At 39.3% G+C, this 18,611-nt stretch carries 17 protein-coding genes; all 17 read right to left on the bottom strand.

What is annotated here, in order from left to right; all coding sequences use genetic code 11:
* Window positions 1–15: 15 nt before the first annotated feature.
* The gene (locus tag AC3A54_RS05505) at window positions 16–1,386 is read right to left on the bottom strand and encodes a dipeptidase (RefSeq protein ID WP_487653645.1); all 1,371 of its coding nucleotides are present in this window, start codon (window positions 1,384–1,386) and stop codon (window positions 16–18) included.
* A gap of 257 nt (window positions 1,387–1,643) precedes the next feature.
* Window positions 1,644–1,964, bottom strand: a complete 321-nt coding sequence (locus tag AC3A54_RS05500) for a ribonuclease E inhibitor RraB (protein ID WP_487653644.1) — start codon at window positions 1,962–1,964, stop codon at window positions 1,644–1,646.
* 42 nt (window positions 1,965–2,006) lie between these two features.
* Window positions 2,007–2,696 carry a hypothetical protein gene (locus AC3A54_RS05495; RefSeq protein WP_487653643.1) on the bottom strand — a complete coding sequence of 230 codons (690 nt, stop codon included), beginning with the start codon at window positions 2,694–2,696 and terminating at the stop codon, window positions 2,007–2,009.
* Window positions 2,697–2,756: 60 nt separating this feature from the next.
* Window positions 2,757–3,647 carry an ATP-grasp domain-containing protein gene (locus AC3A54_RS05490; protein ID WP_487653642.1) on the bottom strand — a complete coding sequence of 297 codons (891 nt, stop codon included), beginning with the start codon at window positions 3,645–3,647 and terminating at the stop codon, window positions 2,757–2,759.
* Window positions 3,644–4,234 carry a gamma-glutamylcyclotransferase family protein gene (locus AC3A54_RS05485; protein ID WP_487653641.1) on the bottom strand — a complete coding sequence of 197 codons (591 nt, stop codon included), beginning with the start codon at window positions 4,232–4,234 and terminating at the stop codon, window positions 3,644–3,646. The genes AC3A54_RS05490 and AC3A54_RS05485 overlap by 4 nt, the downstream gene beginning before the upstream one ends.
* Before the next feature lie 11 nt (window positions 4,235–4,245).
* Complete coding sequence (locus tag AC3A54_RS05480; RefSeq protein WP_487653640.1) at window positions 4,246–5,100, bottom strand: hypothetical protein; 855 nt, start codon at window positions 5,098–5,100, stop codon at window positions 4,246–4,248.
* Window positions 5,101–5,291: 191 nt separating this feature from the next.
* Complete coding sequence (gene fdhD, locus AC3A54_RS05475) at window positions 5,292–6,107, bottom strand: formate dehydrogenase accessory sulfurtransferase FdhD (RefSeq protein ID WP_487653639.1); 816 nt, start codon at window positions 6,105–6,107, stop codon at window positions 5,292–5,294.
* A 16-nt stretch (window positions 6,108–6,123) separates the two neighbouring features.
* Complete coding sequence (locus AC3A54_RS05470) at window positions 6,124–6,480, bottom strand: Na-translocating system protein MpsC family protein (RefSeq protein ID WP_309863247.1); 357 nt, start codon at window positions 6,478–6,480, stop codon at window positions 6,124–6,126.
* 93 nt (window positions 6,481–6,573) lie between these two features.
* A complete protein-coding gene (locus tag AC3A54_RS05465; protein ID WP_487653638.1) occupies window positions 6,574–7,053 on the bottom strand; it encodes a helical membrane plugin domain-containing protein in 480 nt (159 codons plus the stop codon).
* Window positions 7,053–10,025 (bottom strand): formate dehydrogenase subunit alpha, encoded by a 2,973-nt coding sequence (fdhF, locus tag AC3A54_RS05460; RefSeq protein WP_487653637.1) that lies wholly within the window; start codon window positions 10,023–10,025, stop codon window positions 7,053–7,055. Before fdhF ends, AC3A54_RS05465 begins: the two co-directional genes overlap by 1 nt.
* A gap of 48 nt (window positions 10,026–10,073) precedes the next feature.
* Entirely contained in the window at window positions 10,074–10,886 is an 813-nt protein-coding gene (locus tag AC3A54_RS05455) for a formate/nitrite transporter family protein (protein ID WP_487653636.1), read from the bottom strand.
* Between the two features lie 398 nt (window positions 10,887–11,284).
* Window positions 11,285–11,995 carry a hypothetical protein gene (locus AC3A54_RS05450; RefSeq protein WP_487653635.1) on the bottom strand — a complete coding sequence of 237 codons (711 nt, stop codon included), beginning with the start codon at window positions 11,993–11,995 and terminating at the stop codon, window positions 11,285–11,287.
* Window positions 11,996–12,074: 79 nt separating this feature from the next.
* Window positions 12,075–12,512, bottom strand: coding sequence for a hypothetical protein (locus tag AC3A54_RS05445; RefSeq protein ID WP_487653634.1), 438 nt, complete (start codon window positions 12,510–12,512; stop codon window positions 12,075–12,077).
* A gap of 470 nt (window positions 12,513–12,982) precedes the next feature.
* A complete protein-coding gene (gene helD / locus AC3A54_RS05440; RefSeq protein WP_487653633.1) occupies window positions 12,983–15,289 on the bottom strand; it encodes an RNA polymerase recycling motor HelD in 2,307 nt (768 codons plus the stop codon).
* Between the two features lie 164 nt (window positions 15,290–15,453).
* Entirely contained in the window at window positions 15,454–16,233 is a 780-nt protein-coding gene (locus tag AC3A54_RS05435) for a nitroreductase family protein (protein ID WP_487653632.1), read from the bottom strand.
* A gap of 195 nt (window positions 16,234–16,428) precedes the next feature.
* The gene (locus AC3A54_RS05430; RefSeq protein ID WP_487653631.1) at window positions 16,429–17,634 is read right to left on the bottom strand and encodes a M20 family metallopeptidase; all 1,206 of its coding nucleotides are present in this window, start codon (window positions 17,632–17,634) and stop codon (window positions 16,429–16,431) included.
* Window positions 17,635–17,647: 13 nt separating this feature from the next.
* Window positions 17,648–18,610, bottom strand: coding sequence for a P1 family peptidase (locus AC3A54_RS05425; protein WP_487653630.1), 963 nt, complete (start codon window positions 18,608–18,610; stop codon window positions 17,648–17,650).
* Window position 18,611 lies beyond the last annotated feature (1 nt).

Here is an 18,611-nt window from a genome sequence, read left to right as displayed (position 1 = left end):
CCCACCGGCACTATTTTACTTATTAAGAAGACCTAAAAAGGAACAAATAGTTAAGATTCCTTTATCAAAGTTTTCTAGGTTAAAGTGTTCGTTTGGTGCATGAAGATTTTCGTCTGGCAAACCGAATCCCATTAAGACAACAGGTGCATGTAGTGAATGGCTGAAATCCGATACAATTGGAATCGAACCACCTTCTCTTTTGTAAACAGGCGCTTTCCCATATACGGTTTCATATGCTGCTGCCGCTTTTTGAATCATCGGACTATCGATCGGCGTTAAAAATGGATTACCCGTATCTTGCAAGGTCACATTCACCGTGCATCCTTTTGGAGCATGTTCTTCCAGGTGCTTTTTAATTAATCCCTGAATTTTTACCGGGTTTTGATTATGTACGAGACGGCAGGTAATTTTAGCATGAGCCTCGTTCGGGATGACTGTTTTTGTCCCTTCTCCCTGAAATCCTCCCCATACCCCATTTATTTCTAATGTTGGACGTGAATTGATTCTTTCAGAATAAGGAAAATCGTTATTTTCTCCTCCCGTTAATTCCATTAACCCTAATGTTTGTTTTAACTTATCTTCATTGAAATCTAATGCTTTAATTTGTTCCTTTTCAAATTCGGTGAGTTCCACTACATCATCATAGAAATGTTCAACCTTTACTTTTCCGTTTTCGTCATGAAGTGTGGAAAGAAGCTGTACCAATAGATGGTTGGCATTTTGAACTCCACCGCCATACATGCCGGAATGCAAATCAGAGTTAGCGGTTTTTAGTGAAAATTCTAATGCACAAAGACCTCTTAAAGAATAGGTAATCGCAGGTACACCCCTGTCCCACATATCTGAATCAGAAATTACAACTACATCACAGGCTAATTTCTCTTTGTTTTCGGCTAAAAATGGCGGAAGATGAGGACTTCCGATTTCTTCTTCCCCTTCTATACAAAATTTAACGTTTACTGGTAATTTACCTTCTGATTTTAGTAGTGTTTCTACTGCTTTTATATGTAAGAATGTTTGCCCCTTGTCGTCAGTTGCCCCTCTAGCATAAATCTTTTGATCACGAATCGTCGGTTCAAATGGAGGCGTTTCCCATAGATGAACAGGATCAACGGGCTGTACATCATAATGCCCGTATACTAAAACGGTTGGGGCATTTTCTTGATGAAGCCAGTCTGCATACACAATAGGATGACCTTTTGTCTGGATGATTTCAACGTGTTCCATTCCAATGGATTCTAGCTTTTTGGCAATCCAAGACGCTGCTTTTTGAATATCCTCTTTATGCTCGGATAAGGAGCTAATGCTTGGAATTCTTAGTAGATCTTTTAATTCCTCGACATTTTGAGTATGTTCATTGGATACTAATTCTGATAATTGACTCATGTTCTCACCTTTTCTCGTTTATTTTCAATTCTGTTTGATAAGAGAGGATTGACTTTAGATGTTATGTATTCTTTGGTCTCTTTTAGTTTGAACAAAAACCATCTAAATTTCCAGTAATTTATCAAATAACTTATCTTTTTCTACTTTCTCTTTTTGAAAAGACCAAAGGGACGGTTCTGGTGGTTTTTTAGACATTAAAAAGGCGAACAGTGTCAGTCACTGTTCGCCTTTTTAACATACATCTATTTTCCTGCTTTTTAATCTACAAAAACGCCCCACCCATCGGAATAACCACCATATGGTTTACTTAAAATATCTAATTCCTTTTGGATCTTAACTATTTGATTATAATTTAATACCATTCTTTTAGAACAACTACATGCCCACTCATCCGTTTCATCGTCTTGTTCTAAGAAACAATTGTAGCCTTCTCCTTTAAGTACTTGCGATAATTTTTCACCGGTGGCTTGATCCGGCACAGCTACAAAAAATTCGACAGATTGAGGTTTCTTAAAATTCACTCCATCTTTGTATAGACTTTGCAATGCTTCTCCATCTGCATCATTTGGGAATTTCATTTGTTTTTCCTCCATATTCTAGTACATTCAATGGTGTCATAATTATCTACTTATTATAGACGGTTCATTTATTTTTTCATAAGCGATTTCTTTCGTGACAAGGTCACTCATATTTTTTAAAAACTCATAAACGGTCATAAAACCTTGATGATTCTCTTTACTAGTTTTAATATACCCCCAATTCATTTCCACTTGAAGGGTTGGAATCTGACATTGATTTGCGATATGAGCAGAAACGCAGTTTGGGTTTAAGGCACGGAACTTATGATCAATCCCAATATTCGTAATGCCATGATTCATGGCTATGGTTGTCATCTCGTTGATCAGTTCCCATTGCCCGTGTATATTTTTCCCATTTCCAGTAGCAATCTCTAATATATTTGCTTTTGATGCATGCATGACATGTAAATCAATTAGGAGTTTAATCGAATGACGATTGATATAGGCAATCAAGTCATCTCTATATAAACTGTTCCGATCAAAGTTAGCATCATCTTGTAAATTTCTCGTTTTGATGATAGCATGAAAACCTTCATTTTTATGAAGTAATGATGCCATCACTCCTGTATATGATTCCGATTTCTTGGCCTTCCCGTTTCTCATCTGACTGACCGTATGTGGTGCTGATATCATGATGGGGAGAGAACCCTGCAAAAAAACATGGGGATCACCAGGTTCAAACTGGTTCGTTATGTATTGTTCACTTTGTTTATTAATCTGTTCAATATCCATTTATTCTCCACTCAAAACTTAAATTCAATCACACGAATTTAAATATCTTTTTTTACATGTTTACAGCGGTTGTCTCACATGCAGCTTCCTTGTAATAAATTGAAAAATTTCACCATAAAAATTAACGTCTGATTTTAATAACGAAGAGATTGCGGGGTTTGCATTGATCTCGTTGAAAACAAACCCCATTTCTCCAAATAAAAGGTCTACACCTGCTATACTGAGGCCAATTGTTCGAGTCACCTTGAGTACCATGTCTTTTGTCTGATCATCCAGATCGATCGGAGTTGCCGTTGCCCCCAGTGAAATATTCGATCGGAAATCTATATCAGAAGTCCTGAGAAATGAGCCTAGAATTTTATCTCCTACTACATATATCCTAACATCTCTACCAAAGCTCGACTTGACAAATTCTTGGTAAAACCATTCCTGCCCGCTTTCTTTTGCCGATTCCTTTATCAAAAGAAAATCTGTCTCATTCTCTATGAGGTAGACTTCTTTTCCTTGTGCGCCACTTGATTCCTTGGCAATAAAAGGTAAGCCGAATGACTGTTTCAACTGTTCAAAATTAGAATGGTCAACGGAGCAATAATACATGCACAGCGGTTGAGGAATCTGATATTGAGATAAAGTTTGATGTGTTCTCCATTTATTAAGAGACAACTCTTGTGATTCTGCCGTATTAAACGTTGGGATGTTCTCAGATTCCAAAAATCGAACGAAATGAAAATCATAGGCACGAAATAAAACAAAGTCTGGAAGAGTGACCCTTTCACCATTAACAAATACATAGCCCTTCCCGTTGATGAACTGGATGGAGATTTCCTCAATAAATAAAATGTCTATTTTAAAATGGTGTTTTTCGGCTTCCTCAGCAATCCATTTCTGATAGTGAGGAAAAGTAGGTCTTTCGGCTACTTTCCTCTTGTTGATAATCCACCCATACTTCATGAATGTCCATCCTTAATTTTTATTCTTTTCAGATCTCTTTTAGGAATATTTGGAGTGTCTGTTGTCATTCGATAATCTTCCAAACAATCATTCCCATGTGTTAAAAAGGCTTTTTCTACCAGATTTAAATAATCCAATGCGATCACGGCTTTGTCGTGTTTGAGTCCATATTCAAACCTTTGCTCCGCTTCTTTTAATCCAATGTATGCCCATGCTTTCCCGTTAACTGGAACCTCAACACAATCAGTTACTTCCACACGTTCATAATTACGCTCTCGTAGGTCAAGTTGTTCAAGAACGTCCACATTCACTTTAAATAAAACTCCAAAAATTGAACAGGTATCGTCTTTTTTAATATTTAGATAGGTTACGAATACATCCGGGCGTTCTCCTGTTTCTTTATCTATATAATACTTGTAGCCTTGCAGATTTTCAGAGTTGGCCATTGCGACATTCCACGTGCGTTTGTATTTACGTAATCGGCAAAACTGAATAACCTCTTCTTTGATTTCATTCTGATCTAAATACACTTCAAGTTGCTGTTCGTCCACTAAAGAGCCGTAACCAAAAATATAATGGTCGGTCATTTTAAAACCTCCTACATATCAAAATCTGACCAACCATCCCAGCTGACAGATTTAATATTGTAATCCTTTGAATCAATATCGTTAAACCGGCTCCAATCTAAATCGTTTGGAATCTTGTAATTATGGAATTGTTGAAATTCACTGTTCAAATCTGGACATTTCCCATTAAGTGAAACTAAAAGCGTACAGTCAGTAAAATCTTTTCCTTGAATATGAGTAATTTCTTTCGTTCCGTAATTAAAATCGGATTCTTCTAAAGGTATATAGATGGTAAAAGGAACGTGTGTCACAGCTAATTTCCAGCTATTATTTTTTAGGTTTAAATCCACATTTTTTATAAAATGCGTTTTTTGGTCTTCCCGTAATTTCGTGAAACGTGCGGTGACTTTTAAATCGATATTAATTAATCGTAATTTTGTAGAGCTGTAAAAACGGATCGCTAGAACGGGTTGATTAGAATCATTCATAAAAATATTACATTTCTTTTTAAACGTAATGATTTTAGGTGGTATGAACACTTTAAATACAATTAAACCGAAAAATAAAGATGGAAGCAGCATGGAGAGGATCTTTCCAATTCCATAAAGAATATAACTATAATTTGAAGTAAGTATGACTTCTTTACCGGGGACACTTCCGCCTAGAAAGTACATAAAGGTATAATACCACCAGAACTTTAAGCTGTGTTGTGGAGGTTCGAAGTTTTTAAAGAGAATTGCAAACATTAAACTTAGAAATAAATTAAATAAGAAAAAATAAAAAACGAGGACGCTAAGGCGATGTTTGGCTAAAAACGGCCTTAAATGATCCAGCGTGATCGGGTGACTCGTTTCTTTTCTAAAAAAATGAAAGAAGAATTTGGACAATAGTAGGTTCCCTCCTTATCTAGATTTATCAATCCTAAAAAACCGAATGAACCTACCGTATTCTACCATTTTCATAGTGAAAACGATAGACCCCAATGAGGAAATTTTTCGTTGATTTTCTTTTTATAGATCTGTTCCAATAATTATTATGATATAAAAAAGCACCGCTCCAATGCTGAAACGGCACTTCATTAAGTAAGTGATTGAACCCCATGAACCTCAATCCGATCCGGTCTTGTATAAATATTTAAAGAATGATTGCGAAGAAAACCAACGGTCGTAATCTGAAGCTCTTCCGCCAGCCTGAGGGCCAATTCGGTTGGAGCTGATTTTGACAAAACAATACCGCAGCCTATTTTAGCTACTTTTAGTAATACCTCAGAGGAAATACGACCACTAAAAACAATAATTTTGTCTGAAAGAGAAATTGAATTCTGCAAGCAATGACCGTAAATTTTATCCAGGGCATTGTGTCGTCCTATGTCCGTTCTATCTACGATGATGCCATTCGTGTCACAAAGGGCAGCATTGTGAACGCCCCCTGTATCCTGAAAGATTACAGACGACTCTTGCATTTGTCGCATTAAATGAAAGCATTGGTCAATAGAAATCGTCGCATCTACGTTTTCCAGTGGTTTAACGGTTCTAGCATCATTATAAAAATAAAAGCTTTGACGGCTTTTTCCACAGCAGGATGTGACTACTCGTTTCGAATGGAACAATTCGTTTAGTTTGTTGACCTTGTGCGTTTTTACAATGGCACGGCCAGTCGCTTCTATAATCGTCAGTTCTTTAATTTCTGTAATACTTCTGATAATCCCCTCTGACGCCAAAAAGCCAAACACTAGTTCTTCTATGTGCTCAGGGCTGCAAACAAGTGTTGCGAATTCTTGGTCATTCAGAACAATGGTAATCGGATATTCCGTAACGATAGTATCCGTTACTTTTTGTATGGCCCCGTCCTCATACCGCCATATATTGCTTTCCAGTTTCATTGGCTGATCCATACTTTTTCACTCCTAGTTACTTACCCTCAATCGGCTGGTCAAAAACGAATACAGTCATGGCAATATCTTCTTTAATATTAATATCAGAAAATAACCGTACTACGTTTGCCCCCATCAGGTTTTCAAACCGTATAAGAACCTCTGGCTTTTTATAGATTTCCTTTACAAATCGCGTTCTCGTCTCATGGACCATCTGTTCGCCATGTTCGGAAGTAATCATAAACTTCTCCACATTTGTCAGGTTCCCTTTCATTTCACTGATTGCCCAAGAACCGATAAATTTGGTGGTGATTTCTTTCGGACCATTGCCGACATATTCTTTTCTAATTTCGCGAACAAGCATACTAAATTGATGCTCCAGATTCTTTGGCATTGACTGTCCTCCCTATCCATACCACATAGTTTAATTCTAAAGAGGAAACCCATTCATTACTTTAACGAATGGGTTTGTATTTTGTCTTTCATCTTACTCTTTTAAGCCTTCACCCATACCTTTTAACAGGTTAAATCCAAACCCTAAGACACGATTAATATCAGGATCCTTTAAGGCCTTCATTAAATCAAAGATCCCAATCTTTGAATCCTCTTTTAATCCCTGCTCAGCTTTTTTCAAACCGGCCGTTAAGCTTTTGGCAAGCTTACTTGTAGTTTCTGGATCTAGCTCCGTTAAAATACCGCCCGCAGCCATCGCATTATTGATCATGTTTGTAACAGGCTGGCGTGTAAACTGACCGACCGCAATTTTTGCTGCTTTCTCCTTGGCTTTTAGAAGACTTCCAAAAGCGTCCAAGATCCCGCTATCGTGTAACTCCTGGAGCAGATTCAATGTCTCGAGCAGTGAATCTTTATTTTCCGCAACCCCGGAGAGAAGATTCTCCAGGGATTGCATTTTCTTTTGTTCTTCTGTCAGTTCTGTCTTTTGAATGACTTTAATCGGTTGTGCCATTACGCATTCCTCCTGTCATAGAAACCAGGGTTAATATGCTCGTTTACATCTGCAATCGGTGTGTAATCGCCGCGTTCCCACTTGCGGTAGATTTCAAGACCCATTTGCGGTGTACGAGTGGCATTTCGTGGATTATACCTTGGAAGTGGATTTTCACCATTCAGTTCAAGTACTTCCATCCGTACTTTCGTTTGTTTGTACGCTGGTGTATGTGTCACGACATCTACTGCCCCACCAGTCAGAAGGTTTACCGCACTCTCGTGGCTTGACGAATGCATTGGCACATAAACCGTTTTTCCTTCCACACGATCAGTTACAAGAACAGGCAGTCTAATCGCTCCGTACGGTGATACAAGACGTACAAGTGAACCGTCTTTTACACCACGTTCCTTCGCAAGTTCCGGTGATAATTCTACAAACACTTTCGGAAATTTGTAGTTCAGTCCCTCTGATTTCTGTGTTAAGTTTCCTTCATGGAAGTGCTCCAACAGACGTCCATTATCCAACGCGAGATCGAATTCCTGCGGAAACTCCATAGGCGGCACATAATCAAACAAACCGAAGCGAGCTTTTTTATCAGGGAAATTAAAGCCGTCTTGGAAAAGAAGCGGCGTGTTTGATCCATCAAGAGATCCCCAGTGGAAGCTGTTCCATCCTTCAAGAACATCATAGTTACACTGGCTAAAGAACGGTGTTAAGCTTGCCATTTCGGCAAAAATCTCACTTGGATGGGTATAATCCCAATCAAAGCCCATCTTTTTCGCGAGCTGGGTAAGAATCCACCAGTCTGGTTTACTATCACCTAGCGGCTGTAATGCTTGGTATAAACGCTGCACTCGACGCTCGGTATTGGTGAACGTTCCATCTTTTTCAAGCGAAGGAGCGCCAGGTAAAATAACATCGGCAAATTGAGCGGTTGTTGTTAAGAAGATTTCTTGTACGACAAGGAAATCTAACTTCGCAAGCATCGCCTGAGTATGATTTGAATCCGCATCGACCCATGCCATATCCTCCCCAGCGATGTACATCGCCTTCATCTCGCCTCTATCGACAGCTCCGAGCATTTCAATATTATCAAGACCAGGATTTGGAGAGATACTCACACCATACGCCTTCTCAAATTTTTCACGGATTTCTACATTAGTTACTGATTGATAGCCAGGGAAGATATTTGGCATTGTTCCCATGTCAGCTGCACCTTGCACATTGTTATGTCCACGTAACGGATAAGCACCAGCATTCGGACGCATCATGTTGCCTGTTGCAAGAAGCAGGTTGGCAATCGCAACTGATGTATGTGAGCCTGCGATATTTTGCGTGACACCCATTCCCCAACAAATGACTGTTCCATCTGCATCACGGATCATTTCAGCCATTTGGACTAATGTTTCTTTCGTAATACCCGTTATCTTCTCTGCCTCTTCTAAACTATAAGGCTCCATCATTTTCAAAAATTCATCATAGTGATTGACATGATCTGTGATAAATTTCACATCGTGCCAGCCTTGGTCAATGATATACTTCGTAATAGCGGAAAGCCATACATAGTCCGTTCCTTGTTTTGGACGAACGAACAGGTCTGCACGGTCACCCATTTCATGTCTGCGCACGTCCACGGTGATTAATTTTTGTCCATGAAGTTTTTGCGCACGTTTAATACGAGTGGCAAGAACAGGATGTCCTTCTGCAGGTGCGCAACCTACGAGCATAACTAGTCCTGCACCAGCAATATCCTGAATCGTTCCAGAGTCGCCTCCGATGCCTCCGGTTTGCTGTAATCCCCATGAAGCTGGTGATTGGCAATAACGAGAGCAGTTGTCTACATTATTGGTTCCGAATACTTGACGAGCCACCTTTTGAATCAGGTAGTTTTCCTCGTTCGTAATTTTAGATGACGAAATAAAACCAATCGCATCGCTGCCATAGTTATCTTTGATACCACCGAGCTTTTCTGCAACAAGTGAAAGAGCCTCGTCCCAGCTTGCTTCCACAAACACATCACCTTTTCGAATTAATGGTGTGGTAATTCGTTCTTGTGAATTAACAAAATCCCATCCGAATTTCCCTTTAACACAGGTGGAAACACTGTTAACAGGAGCATTTTCAGATGGTTCAATTTTAAGAATTTCACGGTCTTTTGTCCATACTTCAAATGAACAACCTACCCCGCAGAAAGTACAAACAGTTTTTGTCTTCTCGATTCGCTCTTCACGCATGGCTGCTTCTATTTCTGACACGGCCATGATGGTTTGATAATCAGGCTCTACTGCTTTAACAATGTCAATCATTGGTGTAAGCAAGTCATCGGAAATACTTGTCATAAATCCTGCATTTCCAAGCATCGATTTTTCCATTAATGCGTTACAAGGACAAACGGTCACACATTGACCGCAGGATACGCAAGAGGATTCGTTAATGCTTTTTCCTCCGTCCCATAAGACACGGGGCTGACCCGTTTCCCAGTTGATGGTTAGCGTTTCATTCACTTGAAGATCCTGACATGTTTCTACACAGCGGCCACACAAAATACATTGATCAGGGTCGTAGCGATAAAACGGGTGAGACATGTCTACTTCATAGCCCTTTGAGCGATGTGGGCGTGTTTGGTGTTCTACTCCCATCATTTCTGCCGTATTATGTACACGACAATTTCCATTGTTATTGTCACATACGGTGCAATATAATAGATGGTTTTCAAGAATACGGTCCATGGCTTCCTCTTGGGCTTCTTTTGCAAGCTCAGAAGAAGTCAATATGTCCATGCCATCCTCGACCACAGTGGAACAGGCACGCATAATGCTGCCGTTGACTTCACACATACACGTATCACAGCTCTGTACCGGTCCAAGAACCTCAGAATAGCATATGTGTGGATGCTCCATTTCCTGTTTTAGTAAATAATCTAAAATACGTGTTCCTTTTTCCACTTCATGTGCTGTTCCGTTGATAAGAACATTCACTTTTTCGCTCACTGTAAGTCCTCCTTGGTAAAAAACAAAGAAATCTATTAAACTTCCAAATCAACTAGCTTTCTTGATAGTTGATCTTGCTTTAGCTGATGATTGTAGGGAATCCTTGTGTACAGTCCAATAAATCAAGGCTACAAACACACCGCCGCCAATTGCGTTTCCAATCACGACCGGAATAAAGTTAGAGATATAATCCGCCCATGTGACCTGCCCCGCAAAAATCGCTGCCGGGATGACAAACATGTTTGCCACCACGTGCTGAAAACCGATTGCGACAAACGCCATAATAGGAAACCAAATTGCAAGTATTTTTCCACCGATATCATCTGCGCCATAGGCAAGCCAAACGCCTAAACAAACGAGCCAGTTACAGCCAATAGCAGAAATTAAGGTCTTCATAAATGTTTCATCAATCTTCGTCTCTGCTATAGCGACAGTTTTGGTTAAAAATGGACCTGTTTCCGTTAAGCCAACGATGTGACCAAAGAAATACGCGACAAAGATCGCACCAATAAAGTTACTAATTAATACTAGCAGCCAATTCTTACCTAGTTGTGCTAGTGTCGCACGCTTTGCTAGAACAGCAATCGGAAGAGCCATCATATTTCCTGTTAACAATTCGCCACCTGCAATAATGATTAACATGAGACCGACTGGGAAAACCGCTCCTCCTAAAAGCGAGCTAAAGGAACCCCATTGCTGCGGTAAATTGGCAATGACACGAATGTCTAATAAGAAACCAAAGGAAATAAATGCTCCTCCTAGAAATCCTAATAAAAGTGCATGAAAAGGGTTCATCGTTGCCTTTTTTGCACCAGCATCCACCGCTAATTCCGCGATGCGCTGAGAACTATGAAACGCCATATTTTTTCCTCCAATTTGTTGAATATAAAAACCTTTTGTTTAAACAATGGGACAATTGCCGGTCTCTTTGCCTTCTGCATTTTGTGAGAAAACGCAAAAAAGCCCACCATAAATCGGTTCCCATGCCATGCATGGACCGTTTTACAATGGGCTGATAACTGAGCATTTTTTATACTAGCAATCCATCCCGCTACAGACACAATGGAAGAACAGGATATACAGTCAATTTATTATTAACTTACATCAATGAACTTTCCATCCTCTATAAACCTTTCTAATAGTAACATGGATTCATTGATTTGTGAACATTTTAGGAACTTTTTGTTTACATATTAAAACAGGCATGAGTTGTTACTTCCGACCCATGCCTGTTTCATTTTTAAAAAATCCTTCCTACCTTATCTTTGTTCGAGTTTATTCACTTTTCGCTTTACATCAGCCACTTCTTTAAATAAAAGTTCAACATCAGAATTAAAGTCAGTGGCTAGTGATTTCATATCTCTACTAATGTAAGTGAAATTCTCTGTCATTAACGTAGTTGTGTGTTTTATCAGATCTTTTATTTCTGACTGCCCCGTTTCTAGGTTTTCCATACGCCCAGACAGTTCCTTTTGGCTAGACTTTACTTCAGTCATGTCCGTGGTTAATTCCTTTAAATCTGATTTTACTTTTGTCGTATCTAAGATTAATTCATCTTGGCCAAATTTTAGTTCTGATATTTCATTTGTATTTTCCAAAAGGCCTGACTTTAACTCTGAGATTTCTTTTGTATTTTCCATTAGGCCTGATTTTAACTCTGAAATTTCCTTTGTATTTTCCATCAACCCTGATTTTAACTCTGAGATTTCTTTTGTATTTTCCATTAGTCCTGATTTTAATTCTGAGATTTCTTTTGTATTTTCCATTAGTCCTGATTTTAATTCTGAGATTTCTTTTGTATTATCCATCAAGCCTGATTTTAATTCTGAGATTTCTTTTGTATTATCCATCAAGCCTGATTTTACTACCGCCATTACATTAGTTATGTCATTCTGGCCAGTTTCCAAATTTCCTAGCCTCTTCTTCGTGTCTATTATCTCTATAAGAATTTTATCTAACTTTTCTTTCATTAAATAAAACCTCCGTTTATATTTACCATTGTGAAATAATATGTCCTAGCACAGTGTAACATGGCATTAATTTTCTATTTTATAAAGTGATAATATTAATATATCCTTTCTTTTGGTATTCCTCATATGAGATTCGATATTTTTCTAGGACATCCCCAAACAAAATAGTAAATATTCCCTCAATATATGATACTAAGTAGCTATTTTCAATATCAACCTCGTCATTATCTAACTTTTCTTTATATTCACCGAGTTTTTCATCAGTTAGCGGCGCTTCTAAAGGAAATAATGATTGCGTTCCATCCTTTTTTGCCAAAAGAAAGATCCCGAATCCACCACCTTCTTCTTCCTTGTAATGAACCCTATTTTCCTCTTTTTCATAAAATTCCTGCTTACGGATAAAATAGTATCCGCAGCAATAACAATAGATGTAAAGCTCGCCTATCTTATAATAATCATCTTCAATGGCTATTCCTCCACATTTTGGACATGAGCGATTTTGCATAATTGATGCCATATGAAACACCTCAAATATATATTTTTTACTTAAATCACTGGAATTAGTTAAATAGAGTGGACGATAAGGGGTTCACAAAGAGAATTTTATAAACTAAATAGAGAGTTTCGAAATTGATATTTTTGAGGATATATTCTATAAGGGATTTTGTTCGTTTGTGATTATCATTTTCTAATTTCTTTGCATCACCTTTAAAATAGAAAATTACAGTTTATAAATGGGATAATTTGAAAATTGGTTGTGATTGAATTTAGCAGACGATGAAGAATCCTGGAGATTTTTGTGGATTTGTGGAAAGGATTATAACAATTATATCATTTTCACTGGTTTACCAAACATTATTGCATACGTTTTCACAAAATTGTAAAAAAGAATGACTCTGTCCGCATCATGAACGGATTCATTTCTATGGGAACATAAATATTTGGGAAAAGCAAAAAGAAGGACGTAGGAAACCATTCCCACGTCTTTTAAGCATTGAAATTCACAGTATCCGCTCTATTTAATAAAAAGTCCGCCTGGTCTTTCCCATATAAATACAACCGATGCATCGGCCTGGTCATCGATACGTACAACAATTTGATGTCCAGTTCAACTTGTGAATATGGCTCTACCAAGCATACGAGCAAAACAGCATCAAACTCTAACCCTTTTGATAGATAAGAAGGTAAAATTACGATATGTCCCTTCTTCATTTCTTCTTTTTCCTCTAACAATTGAATCGGAAGATGACTTTCTTCAAAAAGCTGATGAATTTTTTGACAATCTCTTTCGGTACGGCCAATCATCGCGATCGAGTGTAGCTCTTCCTTTTTAAATGAAGAAATATCTTGTTCTAACTGCAGCCTCACCTGCTCTAGATTCGCAGGATCAATCCTTTGAAAGCGTGGTTTGTCACCATGTCGAATAACTGGTACAACCTTTGGCAAGTCTTGGTCAATCAACATCAAGATATCGTTTGCCAGATTCATAATTTCGACGGTTGTTCTGTAGCTTTTTTGTAAGGCTTGATAATTCGCATTCGGGAAAATTTCTTCTAATAAGGGTTCCCAGCTATTTAAGCCGCGATAGGAATGGATTCCTTGTGCTAAATCTCCCACAATGGTGAACAAATCGGTCTCAAATCCTTCTTTTAATGCGGCAAATTGAAAATAGCTGTAATCCTGCGCTTCATCAATGAAAATACTACGCATTTTATATTTTTCATCGATGCCTTCCAGTTTTGCCTTCATGAGAAATAGTGGAGCTAAATCTTCCAGCTCGTAGGCACCACGATTAAAGATTCGCTGACAATATTTACTCAGAAGCTTACATTCTTGTTCTGAAAGAGTAGTCGAATGCTCTTTAATCTTTTCAGGAGAAGACATTAGTTCCTTATACAAGGTGAAAATATCTTTCATAACAAACGCATCCAAATATTTTTTTACTGCGAACTTTGCCTCCTGCTCCACCCTCTTTTTTCGTTTTTCCTTCATTTCCATTAAGGAAACAACTTTCTGCTTTCTTTTTTCAGGACTCAGCTTCGTGTTATAAAGGGCTTTCTCTAGTGCCTCTTCATATTTTTTATTAAGATTCGATAACATCAGCGATTTCTTCTTTTTCAAATCTTCTTCTAATAGGTTCTTTATCTTTCCAATCCTTTTATAGATTGGTAAGTACGTATATTCTTTTAGAAAAAGTTTTTTTAGTTTAAGTCCCTTCATCAGAACGGAATTTTCCACGCCAAAATCTTCTTGTGGGGCAAGTCTATATTGCAATTCTTTTACATATAGCTCGATTACTTCCTTAAATTCGAGTGAACCTTTATAGGTAGAAACCCATTGAATCGGTTTATTTTTTTCGTTATTTTCAAGAAGCTTCATCAGCTTAGAGTTCGGGGAAAACAGCTTAATTTTCTGGCCCAAGCAACTCCTCATAAAATCGATATAGGTGGTTTGATTGATCTTGTTGACCCCTAATTCAGGTAAGACGGCTGATATATAATCAATAAACAGTCGGTTTGGTGCGAGAATCATTAATTTTTCTGGAGGAAATTGAAATCCAAAGGAATAGAGAAAGTAGGATATTCTATGGAGTGCGATGGTTGTTTTTCCGCTTCCTGCGGCACCTTGTACGATAATCGGGTGCTTCAGAGATGCTCGAATCACTTCATTTTGCTCATTTTGAATCGTTGCCACGATTTCTGTTAATCGATTGTCTGCTTTTCCAGACAAGGATTTCTGTAAAAGTTCATCGTGGGTGGTAAGATCAATGTCTCTAATGTCTTTTAATAGTCCCTCGACGATGTCATACTGCCTCTTTAAGGATAGGTAACCTGATTGTTCCTCCCCAAATGCATCATAGGACACCTCTCCCAGCCGTCCGTCATAGTAGACATTAGCAATCGGAGACCTCCAATCCACGATAATGGGCTGCTGTGTCACGCGATCAAACAAGGATACTTTGCCTATGTATAAAACTTCTTCCTTGTTCGTAGAGTGACTTGTAAAGTCAATCCTTGAAAAATAAGGCTTGCCAATTACGCTTTCTAACCTTTTCAGTTCACTTGCAGCTAATTCCAGAAAACTGGCATTCGCAAGAAGATCCGTGTAACTCGTACTGCTATCACGCGAATTCAGTTCGGCAAAAGATTGTTTCATATTTTCAACGAAAAATTCTTTATTCCCCTTCGAAATGTCTAAAACCGTTCGTATGTATTCTTTTGTAAACTCTAGGCGCTCTATTTCTGCTTGATAGTCTTTATGGTCACGGACAGTCACTTGATCTTTGGCACTCATTCGATTCACTGGCCACCTCTCACTACAATTCGGGAAGCATGAATGTTTAGAATAAACTAAATCCTCATTTCTAGTCAAGTCATAAAACATAGAACAAATAAGTTAATGGTGAACTCCTAGGGTGGGATTGGTTACATCAATCCCACTCTATAGGTTAATATGTATTACTCATTTTTCATGAAATTCTGGCTCTCTAGGTATTTCAGAACGGTCTGTGAATATTCATGATGTGATTCTTTCGTATATTTGGCAATGGTATAAATTTGAGCGAGATTCTTTAATCCTAAACGTTCTGTCATTTCCTTCAGCCTAGGGACGTCCATGTAACGTTTCCAGCCCTTTTCATCTCTCTCTTTATAGATTTCTAGAATTTCTTCATTCGAGTAATCACGGTATTGGTCATAGTGAACAAGTCCATGTCTTGGCAGTCGGTCACGTGGAGCAGGGTTTTCTGCAGGATACCCTAATGAATAACCCACAACGGGTACGACATTGGATGGTAAGTTTAGCAGTTCCCCAATTTGATCGCAATTGGCTAGCGTTGAGCCCATGTAGCAAATGCCCAGACCTGCACTTTCTGCTGCTAAAGCACAGTTTTGTGCTGCCAACGTCGCATCAATGGCACCAATCATAAAGCTCATGAAATTATCAAATTGTACAGGTGCATCATTCAGCGATAGCCATTTTCTCATTCGATTAAAATCAGCACAAAAGGTTAATAGGATCGGTGCATCCACTACCATCGATTGGTCCATATGTGCGGTGTATAATTTTTTCTTAAGTTCTTTGTCTTTTGTGACAACAATGGAATAAGATTGCATATTGCCACTTGAAGAGGCACGAATGCCGGCATCTAATATTTGATCCAAGAGTTCTTGACTTACTTCCCTATCTTCATATTCTCGGATAGATCTGTGCCCGTGTATTACATCGTTAAATTCCATAGTGGTCACTCCTTTTTTTATATAACTATAGCAAACACTCATTTTCAAATCTATAAGATAATTTCCCTTGTACTGAAGCTTCATGTTGACATACTTGAATATAGAGTTGGACATGACTCCTTCTTTTCTAGCTCTAGAAATAAAAAGCCTCCTCCTAATGATAGGAAGAGACTTTTTCAATCTATTGTGTTACTGTTACTCATTCAAAAACAGCATCGCCGTCTGGGCATAAATCCTCGATGCTTCCACTAATTCTGCTACATCAATATATTCATTGATTTGATGGGGGATATGACGGTCACCCGCTCCTGTTGTGACAATAGGAATACCAGCCAGGTGTAAGAAGGTTCCGTCTGTGGCCCCTGGTACGCCATTATAAATCGGTTCCTTTCCGGCAACTGAACGGAATGATTCCACACTAGCCCTCACAATCGGATCCTCCAAACTCGTTTCTGTCCAAGGCCGACTTTCAATCACCTCTAGTGTAGCTTTAAAATCTGGATCCTTGGAACCCAGTCGAGCTAAAATTTTCTCCATATCAGCCCGCAACTGGTCGTGGTTCTGTCCAGGTACTGTGCGTATATCCATGGCACTATAACAATGATCAGGAATGACATTGATTTGCGGCTCACCTTTTTCCGGCCCTAAAATAATTGTCGGGGTAATACTTGGAAAACCTAAATATTGGTGTTGACCGAGTCGCTGCTTCTCTTGTTCCTCGAGTGCCATAAGTTCACAAATAACCTGCGCCATTCTCGTATTGGGATTGATTCCGGCTAGCGGCATGGCACCATGAGCCATTTTTCCATAAGTACGAATGACCGCTCTCATCGCCCCTTTTTGAGTGATGCAGATTTGATTTTCTTCCGGTTCACAGATGATGGCACCGTCCACCCCCTGTGCCCAGCCCCGTTTTATAAAATGCTTAATGCCAATCATCATGCCTTCCTCATCGCAAGGGACACACAAAATAATCTTTCCATTCCATTTCACATTACTTTTTTTAATAGCATGGACCGCTGCAATCGCTGCTGATAGATTTCCTTTTGTATCGTTCGTTCCTCTGCCAAACATTCTTCCGCCTTCAATTACGGCCCCAAAGGGATCATAGCTCCAGGCATCCCAGTCCCCCTCTGTCACTACATCGGTATGTCCCTCAAAGAGAATCGTTTTTCCAGGTCTGCCGGAATCAAGAATGCCAATGACATTTGGACGCCCCTTGACAACTTCTTCGATATATACCTCAAGCCCTAAACCCTTTAGGTATTCATAAACATATTGTGCCGCTCTGCTTTCATTTCCCATAGGGTCGTGTGGGCGGTAAACACTTGGAATCCGAACAAGAGCTTGAGTCAAATTTACAACTTCCTGATCATCCACATAATTATATACAGCCAACATGAACCCCTCCGTTTTATTGATTTTTAGCTACATCTTTGTGAGCGATAATTCCTCCAACACTTTCAGCGGATTGAACCGCATTAAGAATTGCCCTCTCCATGACCTTTGCTGCCAGGCCTCCAATCACATCTACAGGAATCCTTTCCCCTCCTGTGGCAACAGCAAAAATCGCGTCTCCATCAAACAAGGTATGAGCTGGAAAAATCGTTCTTGCATATCCATCTTGTGCCATCTGTGCTACCTTTGTTGCCTCTGCCTTCGTTAATTCTGCATTTACTGCAACCACTCCAATGGTGGTATTCGACCCAGCTGGAATGGTGGGGCTATAGTTTTGTTCGAGGAGCTTGATACTATCAAGAATACTCCCCTCCTTATACGGCCCTGCTAAAATTTCCCCCGTGGAAGGTTCACGGACATCTCCGACTGGATTGACCGCAACAATCGCTCCAATCACAACACCATTATTTAAGCGAAGCGATGCACTTCCGAGACCACCCTTCATACACAAGTCGAGACCGGCTAATTTACCAACCGTCGCTCCACAGCCCGCTCCATAATTTCCCGTGTTAAACTTCTCAGTTGTTGCCGCTTTTGCTGCTTCATAACCCATTTGTTTATCTGGTCGAACCTTTGGATCTCCGTGAGGAAGATCAAACAAGACCGCTGCTGGAACAATGGGAACCTTAGCAACACCCGCATCTAAACCGATATCTTCTTCCTCCAAAAATTGCATCACACCGGAAGCGGCATCCAAACCAAACGCACTGCCTCCGCTTAAACAGATGCCATGCACTTTATCGACCAAATTAACTGGATTCAAAAGGTCCGTTTCCCTGGTTCCGGGAGCGGAACCTCTTACGTCCACTCCCGCAACTGCACCACCATCAAAAAGGATGGCTGTACAACCCGTCAATGCCTGTTGATTTTCTTTATTGCCTACTTTTACACCTGGTACATCCGTGATTTGGTCATACATT

It is taken from the genome of Neobacillus sp. Soil_C_43 (genome assembly GCF_057656715.1).
The sequence above is the reverse complement of the archived record's forward strand: the minus strand, read 5'-3'. Positions and strand labels throughout refer to the sequence as shown.

Bases quoted from the DNA above. Each gene is read 5' to 3' on its own strand.
- AC3A54_RS05505 (WP_487653645.1), bottom strand. From the start codon at position 1,386: ATGAGTCAATTATCAGAATTAGTATCCAATGAACATACTCAAAATGTC.
- AC3A54_RS05500 (WP_487653644.1), bottom strand. From the start codon at position 1,964: ATGAAATTCCCAAATGATGCAGATGGAGAAGCATTGCAAAGTCTATAC.
- AC3A54_RS05495 (WP_487653643.1), bottom strand. From the start codon at position 2,696: ATGGATATTGAACAGATTAATAAACAAAGTGAACAATACATAACGAAC.
- AC3A54_RS05490 (WP_487653642.1), bottom strand. From the start codon at position 3,647: ATGAAGTATGGGTGGATTATCAACAAGAGGAAAGTAGCCGAAAGACCT.
- AC3A54_RS05485 (WP_487653641.1), bottom strand. From the start codon at position 4,234: ATGACCGACCATTATATTTTTGGTTACGGCTCTTTAGTGGACGAACAG.
- fdhD (WP_487653639.1), bottom strand. From the start codon at position 6,107: ATGGATCAGCCAATGAAACTGGAAAGCAATATATGGCGGTATGAGGAC.
- AC3A54_RS05470 (WP_309863247.1), bottom strand. From the start codon at position 6,480: ATGCCAAAGAATCTGGAGCATCAATTTAGTATGCTTGTTCGCGAAATT.
- AC3A54_RS05465 (WP_487653638.1), bottom strand. From the start codon at position 7,053: ATGGCACAACCGATTAAAGTCATTCAAAAGACAGAACTGACAGAAGAA.
- AC3A54_RS05455 (WP_487653636.1), bottom strand. From the start codon at position 10,886: ATGGCGTTTCATAGTTCTCAGCGCATCGCGGAATTAGCGGTGGATGCT.
- AC3A54_RS05450 (WP_487653635.1), bottom strand. From the start codon at position 11,995: ATGAAAGAAAAGTTAGATAAAATTCTTATAGAGATAATAGACACGAAG.
- AC3A54_RS05445 (WP_487653634.1), bottom strand. From the start codon at position 12,512: ATGGCATCAATTATGCAAAATCGCTCATGTCCAAAATGTGGAGGAATA.
- helD (WP_487653633.1), bottom strand. From the start codon at position 15,289: ATGAGTGCCAAAGATCAAGTGACTGTCCGTGACCATAAAGACTATCAA.
- AC3A54_RS05435 (WP_487653632.1), bottom strand. From the start codon at position 16,233: ATGGAATTTAACGATGTAATACACGGGCACAGATCTATCCGAGAATAT.
- AC3A54_RS05430 (WP_487653631.1), bottom strand. From the start codon at position 17,634: ATGTTGGCTGTATATAATTATGTGGATGATCAGGAAGTTGTAAATTTG.
- AC3A54_RS05425 (WP_487653630.1), bottom strand. From the start codon at position 18,610: ATGTATGACCAAATCACGGATGTACCAGGTGTAAAAGTAGGCAATAAA.